The sequence below is a fragment of the Morganella morganii genome, assembly GCF_019242955.1.
GTDB lineage: Bacteria > Pseudomonadota > Gammaproteobacteria > Enterobacterales > Enterobacteriaceae > Morganella > Morganella sibonii.
Window position 1 is genome coordinate 3,672,951 of the sequence record NZ_CP066129.1, and the last position, 17,727, is coordinate 3,690,677.

Here is a 17,727-nt window from a genome sequence, read left to right on the forward strand (position 1 = left end):
TTTTAAATACGTAAAAAACCTTTTAACTCCTGAGTTAATTCACTAATCATTGTGGTAATTACTCTGAGCATATTGTCATAGTTACTGTTAATCGTGTTATATCTCTGGGAAAATTCATCAAGCGTCATCTGGAGTTCTTTTTTTATCCCATCCATAATAGTGTTATATGAATTTATTTGCCCATGATCTAATTTCCACTCTTCATTTATTCCTTTCTTTGCCTTTTCAAAATAACTTTTCGTTAGTTTATCATTGAATATCTCACTGGTTTTTTTCAGTGTTTCGTTATACGAAGAAGATACCGACAAATAATCATCATTAATGAAATTAAATTTTTTCAGCGTTTCAAGAGAAACATCAAACTCCGCATTTACTTTATCGTAATCTTCATTACTTACAGGTATTTCCAGCCACCTGAACAGCGCACCCGGCATAGCAATAACATCTGCCATACCAACAACCTTAACTAACTTGCCATTGCTGTCTGTTTCTGTATTTATGTTTTTAATAACCTGGGTTCCGGATACCGGCTTTTTCATAACAGAAAAGAAATACTCCATTTTCCTTACAGCATCATTGTAGTTAACACCTGAATCAATTAACTCACCATCAATATATACTGAACAATTATTTATTCCTTTACTGGTGTCTATTTCAAATCGTCCTTTATAGAGTGAACAATCTTTTCCATCACTGTTTTTTAAGTCACCTGTAACCGGATAATATTTCATTAATGCCAAATGTAAGTCATGGTAAAATAAATTTTGTTTGAATTTTGTTTTTTTACCGTCATCAATGACACCTTTCGAGTACTCACCATATGAACTTAATAATTTTGTTAATGTCTTATAAAATTCAGTGTACTGGCTAAACCCGTCACGATAACATCTTACGCTGATATTATGTCCGTATTTTGATGCAACATCCATTTTTTCCACAAAATAGCCAAATGTAATCATTTCTTTTTTCATGAAAAAATATTTAATATCATCCTGAACATTCTTTATTTTATCAGCAAGTTCACTTTGTGTGGTTGCCAGAATTTTTTTCAGTACAGGATCACTGATCAGTTTATTGTACTTATCCAATACTTCCAGTGCTTGTTCCTCTGTTACCCCTGAATCTGATAATACTTTATTTATTTCATTTAACTCGTAGAAAAACCGGGTTAAAACATATTTATTATCTTTATTTTCTGACAAGATATCAGCGTAATGCTGAATATCATAACCTGATGCACGCATGATTCCGGATATATCACCAATAAAACCCGCCAGTTCCCGTGGTTCTTTCAGACTATCTTTACCTTCAGTCCCGGAGATATCAGGTATAATATTATGATAATTATTTATATTCATTGACCACCTTCCAGCATTGATAAATATGCTAACGCACTTTTTCGTTCATTGTCGCTGCATGCCATTGACAGACACTGTCTGAAACTGGTCATTGCTAAAGTCTTGTCACCCGAAAATAAGTAGCTCTGACCGATATAAAAATAAGCTGATGCATTATTTTTATCCAGACTGATAGCCAGTGAATAGAGATTAATCGCTTTCTGGTATTGTTTCTGAACCTGTTTTACCGCAGCCAGACCCAGTAAATAGTTAATATTACTGAAATCATAAAGGCACAATGACCTGAAAATCTTCTCAGCCTGCTCGATAAGGCCTTTATCATAATAATCACAGGCTAATGAGTAAACATTACTGAAGTCATGGTCTTTATCCTGCCTGAATATATCAGAAAATGTTCCATTCTCCAGATAAGTAAAAATTTGTTCCACAAGTGACTTTATATCTGAATTAATATTGTCATCCATAACAACACTCCTTAATAATATCCGATTATCAAGTCAGGCCATACTATCTGATTGCACTGATAATCACTTTCATAAAATACGCCTCAGTATCATCCTGCCGGCGCACGCTGCTGCGGATCGCCGCCGGCATATGCGGCCTGCTCTGCCTCATTCAGCCACAGTAAGAGATCCAGAAATTTATCCAGATCGTCATCAATAATGGTGTCAAAAACGTGATATTTTCTGAATAACGTCCGGGCCAGACGGATATCCCTGACAACCGGTACTTTGTATTTTTCAGCATACCGGCGGACGGCCGGTGCATATACGCCTTTCTCTTTAACGGTAATCAGCGGCATAACACCATTTTCCGGATCAAGATAGACCGCGACAGCAATATGTGTCGGGTTAACCACCACAACATCCGAGTTTTTTATCAGCGCTTTGGTTTCCGCATTCAGCAGTTCCCGGTGCTGCTGTTTACGGGCTGATTTTATCTCCTGATTACCTTCGCTGTTTTTATACTCCTGTTTAACTTCGTGCTTTTCCATTTTCATATCATTAAAAAAGAAAAAGTATTCAACAATATAATCAATCACCAGTAATGGCAGTAATAAGAGGATGAAAATAAAAATATAACGGCCGGTGAAATAAAGAAAACTGTCACTTACACCAGAGAAAGGTGCCGTAATGACCTGAAAAAGATCGCCGGTATACAGACAAACAAAAGCATAACCCGAGGATAAATAGATAATGACTGAAATCAGTGCCTTAACCAGATTTTTCAGGGATTTTTTGGTGAAAATCCGTTTAAACCCGGCAATCGGATCGATTTTTTTCAAATCAAATTTAATCGCTTCCGTCGCCACAGCAAAACGGGTCTGCATCAGGGAAACAAAGCTGACACTCATACTGCATAAAATAATCAGCGGTAATACCATCTGAAAAAAAATATCCGATAACATCCGGATATACACCGGGAGAGACAGATGATTCACATTACGTAATACCGTCTGATAGAAATGGCTGAAGGCGGACCAGTCGGCAACATAAAGCAGATACGCGATACCTGTTATATAACCGGTTGTGGAAAGCAATTCTTTATATTTAAATGAATTCCCTTTTTTGGACTCATCCTGCAATTTTTTGCTGGTAGGTTTCTCGGTTTTTTCAGCCATCGCTCCCCCTGAGAAAGTGTGTTACCGGGGACGTATCAAATAGTACGGTCACATCTGTTACCGTCGTACTGCGGAACAGTATCAGCGCCAGTAAAAAAGCAATAATACTTTTTATTGAAAGCGATAATGAAAACGGGTTCAGCTGTGAATTATACAGCGCCAGAATGCCCAGACTGACCTCGGAAATAAATAGAATAATCAGTACCGGCATACAGAACAGCAAAGAAAATGACAGACTGTTTGTCAGCCAGTCAAATACCGCCGCGTACCGTATTTCTGTCAGTAATGAGCCGGGCGGTAATAAACGGAAACTGTCCCGGAGTGAGGCCACCAATAATACCAGACCATCATTGAGCAGAAAAAAAGAGACGGAAAACAGATTCATGAAGGTGGAAAACGGCGAAGCATCTGTCCCGGTTGTCGGATCAGCCGTATCACTGATATTCGCACCCCGCTGGTTATCAATATACTCACCGAAAGCGGCAAAAATAAAGAACGGTGTGCTGTAAATCAATCCCATCACCGTGCCGGTAATGATTTCACTCAGTACACTGAGCCATGAAATATCCCCGCCGGAATGACTGTCATTGCCGCCAAGGCACAAAGCCAGGATACAAATTACAATCCCCCGCGAGGTACGGCTGAGAATAAATTTATCATTCAGAAATGGCAGAAAAGAGAAAGCCGCAAATAACCGCACACTGCTGAGCAGAACGCTCTGAAGCAGATCATGAAACCAGGAGAATAGCAGCACCGGAAATTAACCTGCCGCCGTTGTACTGAGCGCGAGTGAGAACATTTCACGGGCATAATTAAGCATGGAATCCCCCAGCCAGTTGAGCTGCATTAAGATGCAGATAAACACGGCAATCAGTTTCAGCCCGAAGGGCAGTGTTTGTTCCTGGATCTGAGTGACAGTCTGCAACAGGCCGACAACCAGCCCTACCACGGTGGCGACGGTCACCGGCAGCAGCGATAATATAATCACCAGATAAATGCCCTTATCTGCCGCATAAATAACATCCATGTTAAATATCCATAAGTTCGAGATACTGAGACACCAGACTGGTGGATAACAATGACCAGCCATCCAGCGCAATAAATAAGATCAGTTTGATCGGCACCGACAGTGTCACCGGACTCATCATCATCATTCCGAGCGCCAGCAGTACACTGGATACCACCAGATCAATCACGATAAACGGCAGATAGAGATAGAAGCTGATCAGAAAGGCCGATTTGATTTCCCCCAGCGCATAAGCCGCCAGCAGCGGAAAAAAGGCAATCTCACGGGCATCATTCAGTTCCGGGTCCGTATCTTCATCAACGCCGGCTTGCGCAAAAAAAGACAACAAAGGTTTGTCCGCATAACGGAAAAGATAGTCCCGGTAATCCTGCAATCCTTCATCCGCAAAACGTGACAGTGATTCCGGCTGTGATAATTCCACCGGGTTCTCAGCTACATAATGGTACGTTTTACTGACCAGCGGGAACATCACCACCATCGCCAGAATAAACGCAACGGCGTTGAGCACCATATTTGACGGCACCTGCTGCACACCCAGCGCGTTACGCACCATCACAAAGACAATGGAAAATTTCAGGTAACAGGTTCCCGCCGCCAGAATAAACGGTAAAACAGATGCCGCAGCCAGCATCAGCATCATCGAAACAGCGCTGTCAGTCATCATCCGCCCTTATGAAAAATATGATGAATTTCCACGGCATACTGTTCCCCGATGCGCACCAGTTCACCCTGTGCAAAGCGCTGTCCGTTAATTTCCAGCGTGATCAGGTGATTATCCGCTGCCGGCAGTACCAGTTTATCGCCCGGCTGCAAGGCCATCAGCTCAGACAGCGGAAACACTCTGCGGTATTGCAGAAAATCCACCTGAACCGGTATTTTGCTGCTGTCAAACACTGCATTTTCCGGTACGGAAACCGGCTCTTCCGCAACGATCCCGCGTGCGGCGATAACCGTTTCATCCTGTTCCTGTTTCAGTGTCATCTGAAAATAGCCTCCTGCTCTCAGAAACCGCTGGTTTTGTGTAATAAAAAGGACATCGCCTTCAGTAATCTGCTGAATCACCCCGGTAAATGTCCGGGTTGAACCTATATAAATTCCGGCATTTACCGGAACAGAAAGATCCTGAGCCAGCGGTGTGCCGGTAATATCAAACCTGCCTTTCGCGCCAATCAGACAGAAATCAACTCCCTCTCCGCTGAATGCAAGCTTACGGATGCCATCTGCCGGGGGTATTGCAGTACTGAGTTCCGGGAAATAATATTCCGGAGAGAAAAAAGGCAGCCTGATCTCTTTTTTATGTTCATTAATCAGTTCAGTCAGATATTTCTCCGGAATGATTTCCCACGGAATGGTATTTTCACCAATTAAATAATGGAGAAATGATTCGATATCAATTAATACATCCAATATATTCTGTGTATTAATCAGGCGACAATAAATAACACGCCTGTTAATTTCTTTTTTTTCAGGAAGGTAACAGCTCAGGTAATCCATTGCCTGATATGTATCATAATACATTTATTTTATCCGTTTATAATATATCAATATTATCAATTCCATTTATATTCACTATGGATTTCAATCGCCTGTTAAGTGACTCTGAACAGGTTTCCAGTTTAAACCGCCCCGGTTTTTCCCGGTAAATAAGCACCGGTTCCGGCGGCTGATGTTTCTGTCTGAAATAATAAGAACAGTAATAATCAGGCCTGCTGCTTTCCGGGGAACCCTGATTTTTTCCGGTGTGGCAGATGGTCTGAGATACTTTTTCCTGCTCATGTTGCCACAACGGAAGATGTTTTCTCTCCGGGGAAACAGCGGAAAGCCGGAAAACAGGAAGTTCCGGCAGCACGGGGGCGATAATCTGTACCGGCTTGACACCGGGGTCAGCACAATCGCTGTCCGGCCGATATTCCGCCGGAATGCTTTCTGCCTGAGTACTTTCTGCCTGAGTACTTTCTGCCTGAATACTTTCTGCCTGAGTACTTTCTGCCTGAGTACTTTCTGCCTGAACGCTTTCTGCCTGAACGCTTTCTACCGGGATTATTTCCGGTTTTTCTGCAGATATCACATTAGCAGGGCTTTTATCAGACCGGGTATCTCCAGTATTTTCATATAAATAATATTGATCAATATTATTCAGACATACTGTATTTTTTATTTTTTCCGGTAATAGTGTTGATATCAGTACAATATTATGTCTGTCCCGGAAATGATAGTCACTTTTTTTTTTCGTCATCTGACAATACACTTTATTTCTATAATGATATTTATCATTACTGAATTGTATTGGTGAGCAGTTCACCGGGGCAGTATTGTCATACTGTTTTTTTCCCTTTTTTTTAATCATCCCGGGTAATAAATCGGCTATCTGTTTATTATCAGCATTATCATAAAACCCGAATTCCGTCTCATCGCAATAAGATTCAATATTCATTATAGCTTCCTGTTTGTATTTATAGGATGAAACTATCGCTCACTATATAATCCGAACTTAATCACTTTCTTTTTCAGACTATTTATCATTTTATGGCTTTCTGCGATATCATCCGCAATCTGCGCCAGCAGAAGAGACGATTCATCAACCCGGACACGGACATCCAGAATGTGTTTGCGGTATATTGCCTGCTTGCGCCGGCGCTCATTCAACTCTGTATAAGATAATAATCCGCGGCACCCGAAATCAATAATTTGCTGCTCTAATCCATTGATTAACAGCAAGAGTTTATCTTTATTTTCCTGTTCCTGCCGGTGACGCTGGTGCAGTTGTGCCAGTGCCGCCTGAGCATAATGCTCTTTCAGGCTGAAGTGCGCGATCAGTTGCTGCAATTCATTGCGTGAGCTGTTCAAGCAACCTGCCTGTTTCGTCCGCTGCAACGGATTCCGACGGTGACTGACACAAAAAATGACGCATCGGTAACGTCAGTTCAACAGCCTTGTCATTCTCTGCATTCAGTCCCGGTTTATATTCTCCCAGCTCCACCAGCAGTTTCAGTTCATTCTGTTTAGCCAGTAATGCCCGGAAGCGCCCGGCCGCCGCCAGATGCCCGGGAGAGACAATCTGTGACATAACGCGGCTGATACTGGCCGGTATATCAATCGCCGGGTAATGATTTTGCATCGCCAGCCGCCGGGAGAGGTAAATATGCCCGTCGAGAATCGAACGTACTTCATCGCCAAAACCATCCGGCTCATTTTCACTATCAAGCAAAACCGTATAAAACGCAGTAATCACCCCGGTTGTCGTGGCGCCGGGGCGTTCCAGCAGTGCCGGTAACTGCTCAAATACCGATGCCGGATACCCCAGCCGGACAGGAACTTCACCGGCACTCAGCGCCACATCCCGTAATGCCCGGCCATAGCGGGTCAGGGAATCAACAAACAGAATCACTTCTTTCCCTTCGTCACGGTAATATTCAGCCAGTGACGTTGCCACCAGCGCCGCATTACAGCGATCCACTGCCGGTTTATCCGATGTTGAGCAGACCAGAATGCATTTTGCTGCCTGCGGACTGTTGCGCAGCTCATCAATCAGTTCGGTCACTTCCCGCCCGCGTTCACCGATCAGGGCGATGATGAAAATATCCGCCTGTGCGTGTGTAATCAGCATATTCATCAGCACCGTTTTACCGCACCCGGCTCCGGCAAAAATCCCCAGCCGCTGACCTTTTCCGCAGGTCAGCAGTGCATCCACCGCTCTCACACCGGTCGGCATGATCTCAGTGATACGCTGCCGGGACAGCACATCGGGTGCTTCGCTATTGATGGGGCGTGAGATAACCCGGTTATCCGGTTCTGTTATCTCACTCAGCCTGGCCAGCGTATTACCGGACGGATCAATCACCGAGCCCGGGATCTGCGGTGTGAATGTCAGTGTCACCGCGCTGCCGGTCGGTGCGATCACCGTTGTCAGCGTCAGCCCGGATGCCTGTCCGATCAGGCTCAGCAGGGTATTGTGCTCATTAAACCCTACCACCTGAGCCCGGCCGAGCAGCACCCGGCAGGATAAATCCTGCCATAACAGACAAATTTCCCCGATAAAGACATCCGGCAGCGGTGCTTCCAGGTAATACCCGCGGATATGCACCGGAAATGCCCGCCGGCTGAGTAATGCATTGAGCATAATCAGCTTTTCAGAATCAGCGCATGACACTGCTGACTGAGACGGACAAACTGATCCAGCGCCTGCACAAATGACTCCGCACCGCTGACAGCACTGCTGCTGAAGCAGCCGACCAGCTCCGCACCGTTATCCGTCTGCCGCAGCGCCGGTAAGCCCGGACAAAACAGTGCGGTCGGCTCTTCTGTCAGGATATCCAGCAGTGCGCCTTTGACGTCCGGCAGCAATGCCGGTAAATCTGCCGGCAGCGGCGCCCAGATAACCGGATACTCATCAACCACCGCAATATGAATCACCTGCTGCTCCCCCAGTGATAATGAGATTGTTGAGTGATTATCCAGCGCTGTAGTTTCCGGCACCAAATCGCCGCGCCCGATCAGTTTCATTCCTTCTGTTACCAGTGTTGCAAGATCCATCTTTAATTTCCTTTTTTATGACATTAAACAGAGTCAATCACCGACACCTGTGCCGACGGCACAATTTCAGAAAATGACAGCACAGCAATTCCCGGATAATGCAGTTCGATCAATTTTCTGACAAAACGGCGGATATCCATGGCCGTCAGTAACACGATATCCTGCCGGTGCTTCAGTGGTGTCATCACCAGCGCCATCGCATCATAGAAATGATCAAGCTGCGCCGGTTCGAGATTAATAAATGTGCCGCCCGCTGACTGGCGTATCCCCTGACGGATCATTTCCTCCAGCGGGTTTGACAATACCACTGCCCGCAATACCCGGTCACAGGCAAAGTGTTCCGAAATATAGCGGGCCAGATGGCTGCGGACATGCTCAGCCAGTACCAGCGGATCTTTCTCTTTCTGAGCCCACTGCACCAGTGCGCCAAGAATAATTTTGATATTGCGGATGGATATCTGCTCTGCAATAAGCCGCTGAAATACATCGGCAATACGCTGAACAGATAAATAGCGGTAACACTCTTTCAGCAGTTCCGGATATTTATTTTCCACATTATCCAGCAGTGTCTTGGTTTCCTGGATGCCCAGTAACTCCTGAATGTTTTGCGTCATTATTTTGCTGAATTCATTAAAAAATACGGTAATCCCGTGTTCTGTGACCATCCCGGAAGCCCGGCATATCTCATCGTATTTTTTATCTGTCCAGACTGTTTTTTCGCCGCTTTCCGGCTGAATACTCTCAGACTCAATATTCAGTGAATCAAACGCATCATTAATTTCAGTGATTCTGTATTTATCCGGATAACTGTAAATCGTACCGGACTGAATCTCATTGATTAAAACCATCGCCTTCTGTTCCGGTATTTCCCGGCTGTAATTGATGATGATACCGGGTAAAAAGAAACCATAGCGGAAGGCAAATTCCTCCTGTAACCAATCCGTAATCTTCTGTTTTTCAAACAGCGTCTGATAGCGGCTGTGGAGTGTAATAATCAGCGGAATAGCTTCATTATTTTCCGCCGTCAGTCCGCGCGGGGCAAAATCGCCTGCTGATGGCGCAGATGCGGCCGGAGAACGGCTGTCAGAGCGGCTTTTTGCCGGATCAGATGCCTGCTTCTGCTTGTTCTGTCTGAGACGCATTCCGTAGAAAAACATCAGTCCGGCCGCCAGCAGACCAAAAACACCGGCCGGAAACCCCGGCAGCATTCCCATACATAATGCCAGTACGGCGGTCACAATCAGGGTAAAATCATGAGAAAACAGTTCTCTGACAATATTGGCCCCTAAATTCTGATTGGTGCCGCTGACCCGGGTGACAATAAACCCCGCGCTGATAGCAATCAGCAATGCCGGGATCTGCGCCACCAGACCATCACCGATCGTCAGCAGCGTGTACGTGCTCAGTGCCTCACTGAACGGCATCGACATTTGTGCGACGCCGATACCGATTCCGCCGGCAAAATTCACGAAAATAATGACAATACCGGCGATCGCATCCCCTTTGATAAACTTCATCGCACCGTCAAACGCCCCGTACATCTGGCTTTCCTGCTCCAGCTCTTTACGGCGTTTACGCACTTCTTCGTTATCAATCAGACCGGATTTCAGATCGGCATCAATACTCATCTGCTTGCCGGGCATACCGTCAAGGGAGAAACGCGCCGCCACCTCTGCCACACGCTCCGAACCTTTGGTAATGACAATAAACTGCACCACCGTCACAATGGCGAAGATAACAAAACCAACCACAATATTTTCGCCGATAACAAATTCACCAAATGACTGAATGATATTCCCGGCGTCCGCATCCAGCAGGATCAGACGACTGGTGCTGATCGACAGCGCCAGCCGGAACAGTGTGGTGATCAGCAAAAGTGCGGGAAAAGAGGTAAATCCCAGAATCCGGGTAATATAAAAAGAGAGCAGTAACATCAGGATAGAGATCACGATGTTCAGGCCGATCAGAAAATCTACCAGCATTTTCGGCAGCGGAATGATCAGCATCGCGATCACCATGACCATAATCAGCAGTACCGCGATCTCCGGCCTGCTTTTGACCGCATGAATAAAAGTTGTCAGCATAGCAATCCATTGCCGGTGAAAGTTATAAGATATTAATAGTTTTGCTCATAAGGGCTTTCAGAAAAGAAACCACTTCCGCTTTTCCTGCTTCCTGCAAAAAAAGCGCTTCCGGTATCTCACCAAAAATCACAATCAGACGCTGTAAAATACGCGGTCTGTTTTTGTCATCTTCTGCCGCCGCCAGCAACGCATCGGTTTCTGTCTGAAATGCTTCATAGTCACCCAACCCGGAAATCAGTAACTGATTCATCCGCGTTTCCTCCGCCAGCACCGGCTCTGTACAGTCAAGTGAAGCAATTTTCTGATGAAACATATCATTCAGTGAAATAAGCTGATTCAGTGTATGCAGCCGGGTGGTCAGTTCCCCGAACTCACTGTGATGGCTGCAACTCGGCAGCGCGGCCGCCATATCACACACCAGTGAGTCACGGACATAATTCAGCAGGCTTTTGACCCGGCTTTTCCGGTACTGCTCCAGCCATACTTTCCACAAATACAGCATATCGAACTTCCAGCTGATGTAACTGCGGTACACCATTCTCAGCTGCGCGCAATCCAGCTGTGTCACCGGTGCATACTGGCGGATTTTCAGTGCGATATTGATTCCGGCACGGGTTTCCTGCGCATATTCGCCATAAAGCAACTGCTCAATTTCCGCATCAATTTCAGCCGCTTCTTCCGCAGAAAACGGCAGCTTCCGCAACAGGGCGCGCAGTGCCATCACATAGTCGCTGGGGTCCGGAAACAGATTGCGCACATAATCAAGAAACTCACGTACTGAACATGCGGAAGCGGTAAACCATTTCACAACCCGATCCAATTTTGTCTCCGCGCCCCCCATGCTGTTTTTCTGCTCCGATGCCGGTAACTGACTGATATGCTCTTCTTTTCCGTACTGCCGGCGGTTAAACTGCGACAACACCATAGCCATATCATCCATCACGTCCATCATCTGCTCGGCATGGTTTTCTGTCTGGTTTTCTGCCGGACGCTGCTCCGCAACCCTCTCACCCTGTTGTTTTTGTGGTGCGACCGGCGGACGGAACGAGCCGGATAAGCCATTTATCATATCAATAGTCCTGCTTCAGTTTTTTCATCATCTCAATCCCTTGTTTATTCTCATTATTAAACGGGACATGTCCGGAGATCTCTGTATCACTGAAAAAATCCTGCTGAAGAATACGGGGCTGCAATAGAAAAAGCCGGACCATTTTTTCTGTCTTCACTGATTCAAACTGAAACAACCGGCCAGCCAGCGGGATATCCCCCAGCAACGGAATTTTATCGTTATGGCGCCGGGTATTTTCCCGTGTGTATCCGCCAATCAGCAATGTATTCCCCTGAGCGACCCTGGCTATCGTACTGATATTTGTCCGGTTAATGACAGGTAAGGCATCTTCGCTGCCGGTTCCGTCAGCCTCTTTTTTCTGTGCACCGTCTTCCAGATCAATGATCATCTCAACTGATTTTCGCTGGTTGGCTATCCGCGGTGTCACACTCACCTTTGTACCATACGTGATACTCTCCAGAGATGACATTCGTTCTCCCTGTAACTTGCTGTAAAATGTAGTGTTATTATCAAAAATAGCAGGGGTGTTATCCTGAGTCAGGATAATCGGCCGGGATACCATGTTGGCCTGCCCTTTCGCTGACAATGCCCTGATTTTACTGAAGAATGAAAAACCGGTGAATTGATTAAGCTCGCTGAGATTAAACGCCACTTTCATGTTTCCTGTGCCGTAATCGGCCTGCCAGTTGATCCCCAGCTGATCGGCTTCATTTTTTGATACATCAATAATCCACAGTGATAATTCGATCTGCGGTTTGGCCGTATCCAGTTGCTTTATCAGCTGATTGATTAAGTGCAGCGCATTACGCTGACCTTTTAACAGCAGACTGTTTTCTCCCTGCAACGGTACAATCCGCACCCGCTCACCACCCAGCCAGACGGTTTCAGCCGGCTGAATATCGCCCTGTTCTGCGTCCTGCGGCACCAGCCCGGTTTTTGCCGCAGGCCCTGAGTCCAGTAATTCCCGCAATGCTGACGCCACCCCCGGCAAGATCAGGCTTTTTCCCCTCGACGTAATTTCCCTGTCCTGCACAAAACTGTTCTCCAGCTTAACGAGCTGAATATGCTCATCTTCCGGCGAAATCCCCTGCTCCTCTATACTGTGCTGTGCCTCAAGCGCATCCGCTGCTGACCGGATAAGGCTCAAATAGCGCGGAGGAGCCGTGATATACAAAATCCGCTGCTGCCGGTCAGATGTCAGCGGATATTGCGCATCAAACAGCCCGGTTTGTTTCAGAAAAACCGTCAGTTCATGGCGGGTGATGGCATTCAGCGTCAGCATCGATGATTCAATCTCATTGCTGCTGTAAATATAGAGAGTGCGATTTTCCCTGTATGACACCAGTGACATAGTCTTCAGCATCTGCGATAGCGCAGCCTGCGGGTCCGATAAATCAAATGTGCCGGAAATTTTCTTTTTCTTCACCGCATCCGACGAAATAATCATGACGTCCAGCCTGCCTGCCAGTGCATCGAAAAAATGGTCCAGCCGTGTTTCTTTCGCCACATACTGCTCCTGAAGCGGCGGTTTTTTTTCATATAACACGACCTGTTCCGCCATCACCGGCAGGGAAAGCAGACAGAAAACGAAGCAGAGCAGTTTCCCGGCACTATTTTTTAACCGCATGATTTAAATTCCTTATTTTCCGGGGGGACATGCCAAATAGTATTTTGATTTCATTAGAGAAATGGGATGCCGAGCAGTAACCGTTATCTGCCGCGATACGGGTCAGTGAGTGTTCTTTTACCAGGATATCCAGCACGGAAGCCACGCCGCGCCAGTGCCGCAGCTGATACTTACTCTGATTACCGATATAACGCTGACACAAACGCCTGAAGTGAGTGCCGGATAACCCGTAGCGCTGGCTGATATCCCGGATATTACTGTTTTTGCAATCCGCGGCACTGATCAGATGTTTTACCAGCCAGTAATGCTCAGAGTGACGCAGTGTATTCAAAAACGTTTTTATCTCGCTGTTTTCGTTCAGCATCTCACAGACAACCCGGTATTCCGGATTATCCGCGTCCCCCAGAACAGAAAAAATTACCTCGTAATTCTGACTGGCTGTATTCTCTGCGATTTCATCATTCTCTTTTTGTTGAAAATGATAATGACAGTCTATAAATGCCAATAATTTTATGCATTTTGAAAGCGGAAAACAGTAATCAGCCTGCCCACCTCCGCTGCATCCGCCTGTATTATATATATCATTATAAATATATATCCGACTTATCTTTTCCATATGAATTCACATCATCCTTTTCATCCGAATATATAACAGATACGTGTGCGACATTAAACGCTTATTGAACAATCTAAAAATTGAGAGTGAATTTAAAATATCACACTACTTTTTACTACCATTTTTTTATAAAACTCACTACCATTTAAAAAAACTGGCATCAGGATAATCACAAATTATAAAACATACAAATTTATCACTTGGGATAATTAATGAATAAATTATATAACATAATAATAATGGGAGATTCATCCGGAAAAGAAATAACATTGCCTTCCGGTAAATATCATATTAATAATAACGATACTATTGAATCTGATGAAGCGCTGATACCCTTGTCTCTCCCGGTTCCTGATTCATCACTGTACTGTATCGAACTAGAATTATATGAGAGCTATTATTATGTTTCCTGCATCACACACAGTAACGACGTGATAACGATGGATATCTGCTATAACACGCCGTTTTCTTACCAGGGAAAACCTTTTTTCGCTATAAAAGAACAACATGACACCTGGAGCGGGGACATATTGTCAATGAAAGGAACAACCGGCAGTCGCAGACGTTCCCGGAGACCTCTTTTTTATGTGTTACTGATATTATCGGCCATACTGACAGCAGGCTTCATATCCGGGAAGAACAAAAATAATACAGATGCGAACAACCATACGATAAATCACGAAGATATTATACGCAGTCATACAAATAACAATGAATACATTATAAAAAATAATAATATCCTTGTATTTACATCAACCGAAAACAATATCAACAAGATAAAGAATGATCTCCCGGGGTATACCATTTATTCAGTTAATAAATCAGACATAAAAACAGATAAAAATGATATTATTATCATGCTTGACATTAATAAAAGAAAAGAAATCATTCATATACATGATGAAAATAAAACTGTTAACCAGGAAATACTGACTATCCCTGATGAGTTCAGAGACGACATTACCATCAAAACATTATCATTCAGTGATATTGTTAAATTAATAAATGACCGGTTCAGAAAGACGTCAATCAGGTATTCTGTAAAAAAATCAGGAAATACCATTTTCATTTATGCAGACACGAGGAGAAATAAAGAAATAAACGATATTATTAAAGATATTAATACCTCGATATTCTCAGCCCCGGGAAATACGCTGGTACAGTACAAGGAAATCCCCTCCCGCGAAATTCATCCGGGAGTATATGGATCAGTCAATTATATTCATCTGTCTGATAACCACACAAAATTTATCTCTGATAATAAATAAGGATATTTATGCCGGATATTGCCCCAAAAAATGTTGCAATTACATTTTCCACACTGACGGAGCAGTTTAAGTCACCGATTCATGAAGACAATGTAGAACTGAACAAACTGATGAACAATTTGCAGTCGGGTAATAAAGACACCGCCAATGCTTATGATATGGCGATGTTACAAGCCTGTTCATCATCACTGAATATTAAGTGCTCCGCCCTCTCGGCAATGATTCGCCAGCACAAAGAAAACCTCTCAACACCGATCGGTAATATGCGCTGATTTATGGCGTAAAAATGACAGGATGCAGACAGCTGCACGCCTGTCATTCTCCGTAAAAAGGATTTTATGATGTCATCAATTAATCAGATTTTACCTGTTTCAAACATCACCGGTGTGACAGAGTTACTGGCCGATCTCGCCGGCCGGGAGCAGTCCGCTAACCGGAACCTGGTATTACCGGAGAGTGCAGGAAAAAATCTTCACCGGAAAACGCAGGCTCTGGCCTCAAAAAAAACTGCCACTGATACCAGCGATGTCATGATGATGCTGGAAAACCAGGCGGTGATGGCCAAATGGCATACTGAGATCAGCTTTTATTCACGTATGCTGCATCTGACCCTGAATGCCGCCGATACGGTGATTAAGGGTCAGTAATGCGCAATATATTGTTTATACTAATAATAGCAGGAATGGGACTGCTGCTCGGTGGCTGTAATGACGGTACCATTCTGTCATCACTGAATCAGCGTCAGTCTAATGAAGTGCTGGCCGCACTGCACAAACACCAGATTCAGGCGGTGAAGATCCCGCAGGGAAAAGGACTGTTTACGATTTCAGTGCCGGAAGAACAGAGTCGTCATGCCATTCATATTTTGCAGGAATACCATCTGCCCAGTAATGAACGAATCGAAATTGCAGGTATATTTCCGTCAGATTCACTGATTGCCTCCCCGCAGTCAGAAAAAGCCCGCCTGATTTCCGCTATTGAACAACGCCTGGAACAATCGCTGCTGTCATTTGATGCGGTTACCGAAGCCCGTGTTCATCTCAGTTATCCGCTGTCCGGGCCCGGCAGTGCTAAAAAACAGCCGGAAATTCCGCGGGCTTCAGTACTGATTTATCATTCAGGGATTGAGGATGAAGTGCAGTTCACCCGGGATATTCAGCTCTTTGTGATGAATGCCTTTAACGGACTGACTGATGAAACTGTTTCGGTGATCCTGTATCCGAGAAAACCGGTGATATCCCTTCCGCTGCAACCGGAAAGCACAGGCCTGTCACCCTTTTTCCTGCTGTTTCCCGCCGGTTTAATGCTGGCAGTCACCGGTTATTTCCGGCGCGCGCAACTGCGGGCATTTCTGATGCGGCAGAAGGTAAAACATCATGAATAACCGGTTTGATATACAGAGCGCTGTTACCAGGGTGATGTACCAGCCGGCAGATTATCTGCACAGCAGCCGTTTATTTGCCGGACTGCCTCCCGCAGCACAATCGGCGTCATACCGCAGAATGCAGAATGCAGCCATCATGGATTACTACCGGCTGCCGCATGAACGGGATTTTGATCTTTATTCCCCGCTGACGATCCCGCTGCTGCGCCACTGGATACAACTTCCGGCAGTCTGTCACTACCTGAGTAGTCTTATCCGTCACGTTTATGATCTGCCCGGTGAGACTGAATCAGATCAGGTGCAACAGGCATTCCTGTCTCTGTGTTCTGTTTTGTCACTCCCCGCGTGGCCGGAAGCACAGACACTGCAGGACATTCCGGCCGTTCTGCCGGGCCTGATCGCCATGACACAATTATTATCCGGTTTTTCTCCCGCACTGGCGGCCCGCTTTCAGCTGATGACAGATGCCACTTTACCGCAGGCAGATATACGGCTGCCGCATCTGCCCGATTCCCTTTTACCTCTGGTATTACATTATGTGCCGTTTACTGCCTGATTCTCTGCTGTCACACGTCAGACACGGCGTGCTGATCAAACATCGTCATATCTCCGCACTCTGCCGTCTCACTAATTTGACCCGGCAGGCAAACCATCATGCTGCCCGCCTGATAAAACAGGCTGAAGACAGGGCAGAACAACATCGCAAAGCGGGATTTGATGCCGGTTTTCAGCAAGGGCTGGCGCAGGCAATGCCTGAACTGATGCGGGTGATAAATGAATATAAATGGGTTATTCATCAAAACCTCGCCGGCGCCATTTCCGGCCTGGAAACGGAGTTATCTGCATTTTTTGATGATACCGGAATACGTTTTAAGCTGATTCGCCAATTAGTTGAACAGTTTTCCGCAGAGTGCGAATGTGAATTAATGCTTCCGGCAGCGCTTAAAAGTGTAATGGCTGAATATCCGGATATTGCTGTTCCGGTTTCTTTTCACTTTAATCACAACATTATATTGCGTACCGGAAAAAAGTTGCTTTATCTGACACCGGAAACGTTTGCACATGAAAAAATATCGCAGATAAATGCCGGTATTGTTTCCGTAAATTCCGTATCTATTCCAGGTGATTGCTTATAATGAT

General features: G+C 45.2%; 20 protein-coding genes. 6 read left to right on the forward strand and 14 right to left on the reverse strand.

The genetic code is table 11. The features are described from left to right. Window positions 1-2: 2 nt before the first annotated feature. The 14 genes from JC793_RS17215 to JC793_RS19675 all read right to left on the reverse strand — a co-directional run bounded on the left by JC793_RS17215 (window position 3) and on the right by JC793_RS19675 (window position 13,683). Window positions 3-1,358, reverse strand: coding sequence for a hypothetical protein (locus JC793_RS17215; protein WP_218426810.1), 1,356 nt, complete (start codon window positions 1,356-1,358; stop codon window positions 3-5). Beyond that, window positions 1,355-1,822, reverse strand: a complete 468-nt coding sequence (locus JC793_RS17220) for a tetratricopeptide repeat protein (RefSeq protein WP_166708661.1) — start codon at window positions 1,820-1,822, stop codon at window positions 1,355-1,357. The genes JC793_RS17215 and JC793_RS17220 overlap by 4 nt, the downstream gene beginning before the upstream one ends. An 89-nt stretch (window positions 1,823-1,911) precedes the next feature. After that, on the reverse strand, window positions 1,912-2,979 hold the full coding sequence (locus JC793_RS17225) for an EscU/YscU/HrcU family type III secretion system export apparatus switch protein (RefSeq protein ID WP_166708662.1): 1,068 nt from the start codon (window positions 2,977-2,979) through the stop codon (window positions 1,912-1,914). After that, window positions 2,972-3,733 (reverse strand): type III secretion system export apparatus subunit SctT, encoded by a 762-nt coding sequence (sctT, locus tag JC793_RS17230; RefSeq protein ID WP_247717277.1) that lies wholly within the window; start codon window positions 3,731-3,733, stop codon window positions 2,972-2,974. The genes JC793_RS17225 and sctT overlap by 8 nt, the downstream gene beginning before the upstream one ends. 6 nt (window positions 3,734-3,739) lie before the next feature. Continuing rightward, entirely contained in the window at window positions 3,740-4,006 is a 267-nt protein-coding gene (gene sctS, locus JC793_RS17235; RefSeq protein ID WP_166708663.1) for a type III secretion system export apparatus subunit SctS, read from the reverse strand. A gap of 1 nt (window position 4,007) precedes the next feature. Beyond that, window positions 4,008-4,670, reverse strand: a complete 663-nt coding sequence (locus JC793_RS17240) for an EscR/YscR/HrcR family type III secretion system export apparatus protein (RefSeq protein WP_166708664.1) — start codon at window positions 4,668-4,670, stop codon at window positions 4,008-4,010. Continuing rightward, window positions 4,667-5,413 carry a FliM/FliN family flagellar motor switch protein gene (locus JC793_RS17245; protein WP_247717278.1) on the reverse strand — a complete coding sequence of 249 codons (747 nt, stop codon included), beginning with the start codon at window positions 5,411-5,413 and terminating at the stop codon, window positions 4,667-4,669. Before JC793_RS17245 ends, JC793_RS17240 begins: the two co-directional genes overlap by 4 nt. Window positions 5,414-6,472: 1,059 nt before the next feature. Continuing rightward, window positions 6,473-6,853, reverse strand: coding sequence for a hypothetical protein (locus tag JC793_RS17250; RefSeq protein WP_218426814.1), 381 nt, complete (start codon window positions 6,851-6,853; stop codon window positions 6,473-6,475). Further along, window positions 6,834-8,126 (reverse strand): type III secretion system ATPase SctN, encoded by a 1,293-nt coding sequence (gene sctN, locus JC793_RS17255; RefSeq protein WP_218426816.1) that lies wholly within the window; start codon window positions 8,124-8,126, stop codon window positions 6,834-6,836. The genes JC793_RS17250 and sctN overlap by 20 nt, the downstream gene beginning before the upstream one ends. Window positions 8,127-8,128: 2 nt before the next feature. Continuing rightward, window positions 8,129-8,539 (reverse strand): InvB/SpaK family type III secretion system chaperone, encoded by a 411-nt coding sequence (locus JC793_RS17260; RefSeq protein WP_218426818.1) that lies wholly within the window; start codon window positions 8,537-8,539, stop codon window positions 8,129-8,131. 23 nt (window positions 8,540-8,562) lie between these two features. Then, window positions 8,563-10,623, reverse strand: a complete 2,061-nt coding sequence (locus JC793_RS17265) for an EscV/YscV/HrcV family type III secretion system export apparatus protein (RefSeq protein ID WP_218426820.1) — start codon at window positions 10,621-10,623, stop codon at window positions 8,563-8,565. 22 nt (window positions 10,624-10,645) lie between these two features. Further along, window positions 10,646-11,692 (reverse strand): type III secretion system gatekeeper subunit SctW, encoded by a 1,047-nt coding sequence (sctW, locus tag JC793_RS17270; protein ID WP_218426822.1) that lies wholly within the window; start codon window positions 11,690-11,692, stop codon window positions 10,646-10,648. 1 nt (window position 11,693) lies between these two features. Then, window positions 11,694-13,319 carry a type III secretion system outer membrane ring subunit SctC gene (sctC, locus tag JC793_RS17275; protein ID WP_218426824.1) on the reverse strand — a complete coding sequence of 542 codons (1,626 nt, stop codon included), beginning with the start codon at window positions 13,317-13,319 and terminating at the stop codon, window positions 11,694-11,696. After that, entirely contained in the window at window positions 13,303-13,683 is a 381-nt protein-coding gene (locus JC793_RS19675; protein WP_247717279.1) for a helix-turn-helix domain-containing protein, read from the reverse strand. Before JC793_RS19675 ends, sctC begins: the two co-directional genes overlap by 17 nt. Window positions 13,684-14,147: 464 nt before the next feature. Between JC793_RS19675 and JC793_RS17285 the strand changes: the two genes are divergently transcribed. From JC793_RS17285 to JC793_RS17310, 6 genes are all read left to right on the forward strand, one after another. Next, window positions 14,148-15,203 (forward strand): hypothetical protein, encoded by a 1,056-nt coding sequence (locus JC793_RS17285; RefSeq protein WP_218426827.1) that lies wholly within the window; start codon window positions 14,148-14,150, stop codon window positions 15,201-15,203. An 8-nt stretch (window positions 15,204-15,211) separates the two neighbouring features. Further along, window positions 15,212-15,475, forward strand: a complete 264-nt coding sequence (locus JC793_RS17290) for a hypothetical protein (RefSeq protein ID WP_166708674.1) — start codon at window positions 15,212-15,214, stop codon at window positions 15,473-15,475. A gap of 66 nt (window positions 15,476-15,541) precedes the next feature. Continuing rightward, the gene (locus JC793_RS17295; protein WP_243846903.1) at window positions 15,542-15,850 is read left to right on the forward strand and encodes a hypothetical protein; all 309 of its coding nucleotides are present in this window, start codon (window positions 15,542-15,544) and stop codon (window positions 15,848-15,850) included. Further along, complete coding sequence (gene sctJ, locus JC793_RS17300) at window positions 15,850-16,587, forward strand: type III secretion system inner membrane ring lipoprotein SctJ (RefSeq protein WP_166708675.1); 738 nt, start codon at window positions 15,850-15,852, stop codon at window positions 16,585-16,587. Before JC793_RS17295 ends, sctJ begins: the two co-directional genes overlap by 1 nt. Then, window positions 16,580-17,143, forward strand: a complete 564-nt coding sequence (locus JC793_RS17305) for a hypothetical protein (RefSeq protein WP_166708676.1) — start codon at window positions 16,580-16,582, stop codon at window positions 17,141-17,143. The genes sctJ and JC793_RS17305 overlap by 8 nt, the downstream gene beginning before the upstream one ends. Before the next feature lie 76 nt (window positions 17,144-17,219). Next, a complete protein-coding gene (locus tag JC793_RS17310) occupies window positions 17,220-17,723 on the forward strand; it encodes a hypothetical protein (RefSeq protein ID WP_247717280.1) in 504 nt (167 codons plus the stop codon). The last annotated feature ends 4 nt before the right edge of the window (window positions 17,724-17,727 follow it).

Coding starts and splice junctions, on each gene's coding strand:
- JC793_RS17215 (WP_218426810.1), bottom strand. CDS start 1,358: ATGAATATAAATAATTATCATAATATTATACCTGATATCTCCGGGACT.
- JC793_RS17220 (WP_166708661.1), bottom strand. CDS start 1,822: ATGGATGACAATATTAATTCAGATATAAAGTCACTTGTGGAACAAATT.
- JC793_RS17225 (WP_166708662.1), bottom strand. CDS start 2,979: ATGGCTGAAAAAACCGAGAAACCTACCAGCAAAAAATTGCAGGATGAG.
- sctS (WP_166708663.1), bottom strand. CDS start 4,006: ATGGATGTTATTTATGCGGCAGATAAGGGCATTTATCTGGTGATTATA.
- JC793_RS17240 (WP_166708664.1), bottom strand. CDS start 4,670: ATGATGACTGACAGCGCTGTTTCGATGATGCTGATGCTGGCTGCGGCA.
- sctN (WP_218426816.1), bottom strand. CDS start 8,126: ATGCTCAATGCATTACTCAGCCGGCGGGCATTTCCGGTGCATATCCGC.
- JC793_RS17260 (WP_218426818.1), bottom strand. CDS start 8,539: ATGGATCTTGCAACACTGGTAACAGAAGGAATGAAACTGATCGGGCGC.
- JC793_RS17265 (WP_218426820.1), bottom strand. CDS start 10,623: ATGCTGACAACTTTTATTCATGCGGTCAAAAGCAGGCCGGAGATCGCG.
- sctW (WP_218426822.1), bottom strand. CDS start 11,692: ATGATAAATGGCTTATCCGGCTCGTTCCGTCCGCCGGTCGCACCACAA.
- sctC (WP_218426824.1), bottom strand. CDS start 13,319: ATGCGGTTAAAAAATAGTGCCGGGAAACTGCTCTGCTTCGTTTTCTGT.
- JC793_RS19675 (WP_247717279.1), bottom strand. CDS start 13,683: ATGCTGAACGAAAACAGCGAGATAAAAACGTTTTTGAATACACTGCGT.
- JC793_RS17285 (WP_218426827.1), top strand. CDS start 14,148: ATGAATAAATTATATAACATAATAATAATGGGAGATTCATCCGGAAAA.
- JC793_RS17290 (WP_166708674.1), top strand. CDS start 15,212: ATGCCGGATATTGCCCCAAAAAATGTTGCAATTACATTTTCCACACTG.
- JC793_RS17295 (WP_243846903.1), top strand. CDS start 15,542: ATGATGTCATCAATTAATCAGATTTTACCTGTTTCAAACATCACCGGT.
- sctJ (WP_166708675.1), top strand. CDS start 15,850: ATGCGCAATATATTGTTTATACTAATAATAGCAGGAATGGGACTGCTG.
- JC793_RS17305 (WP_166708676.1), top strand. CDS start 16,580: ATGAATAACCGGTTTGATATACAGAGCGCTGTTACCAGGGTGATGTAC.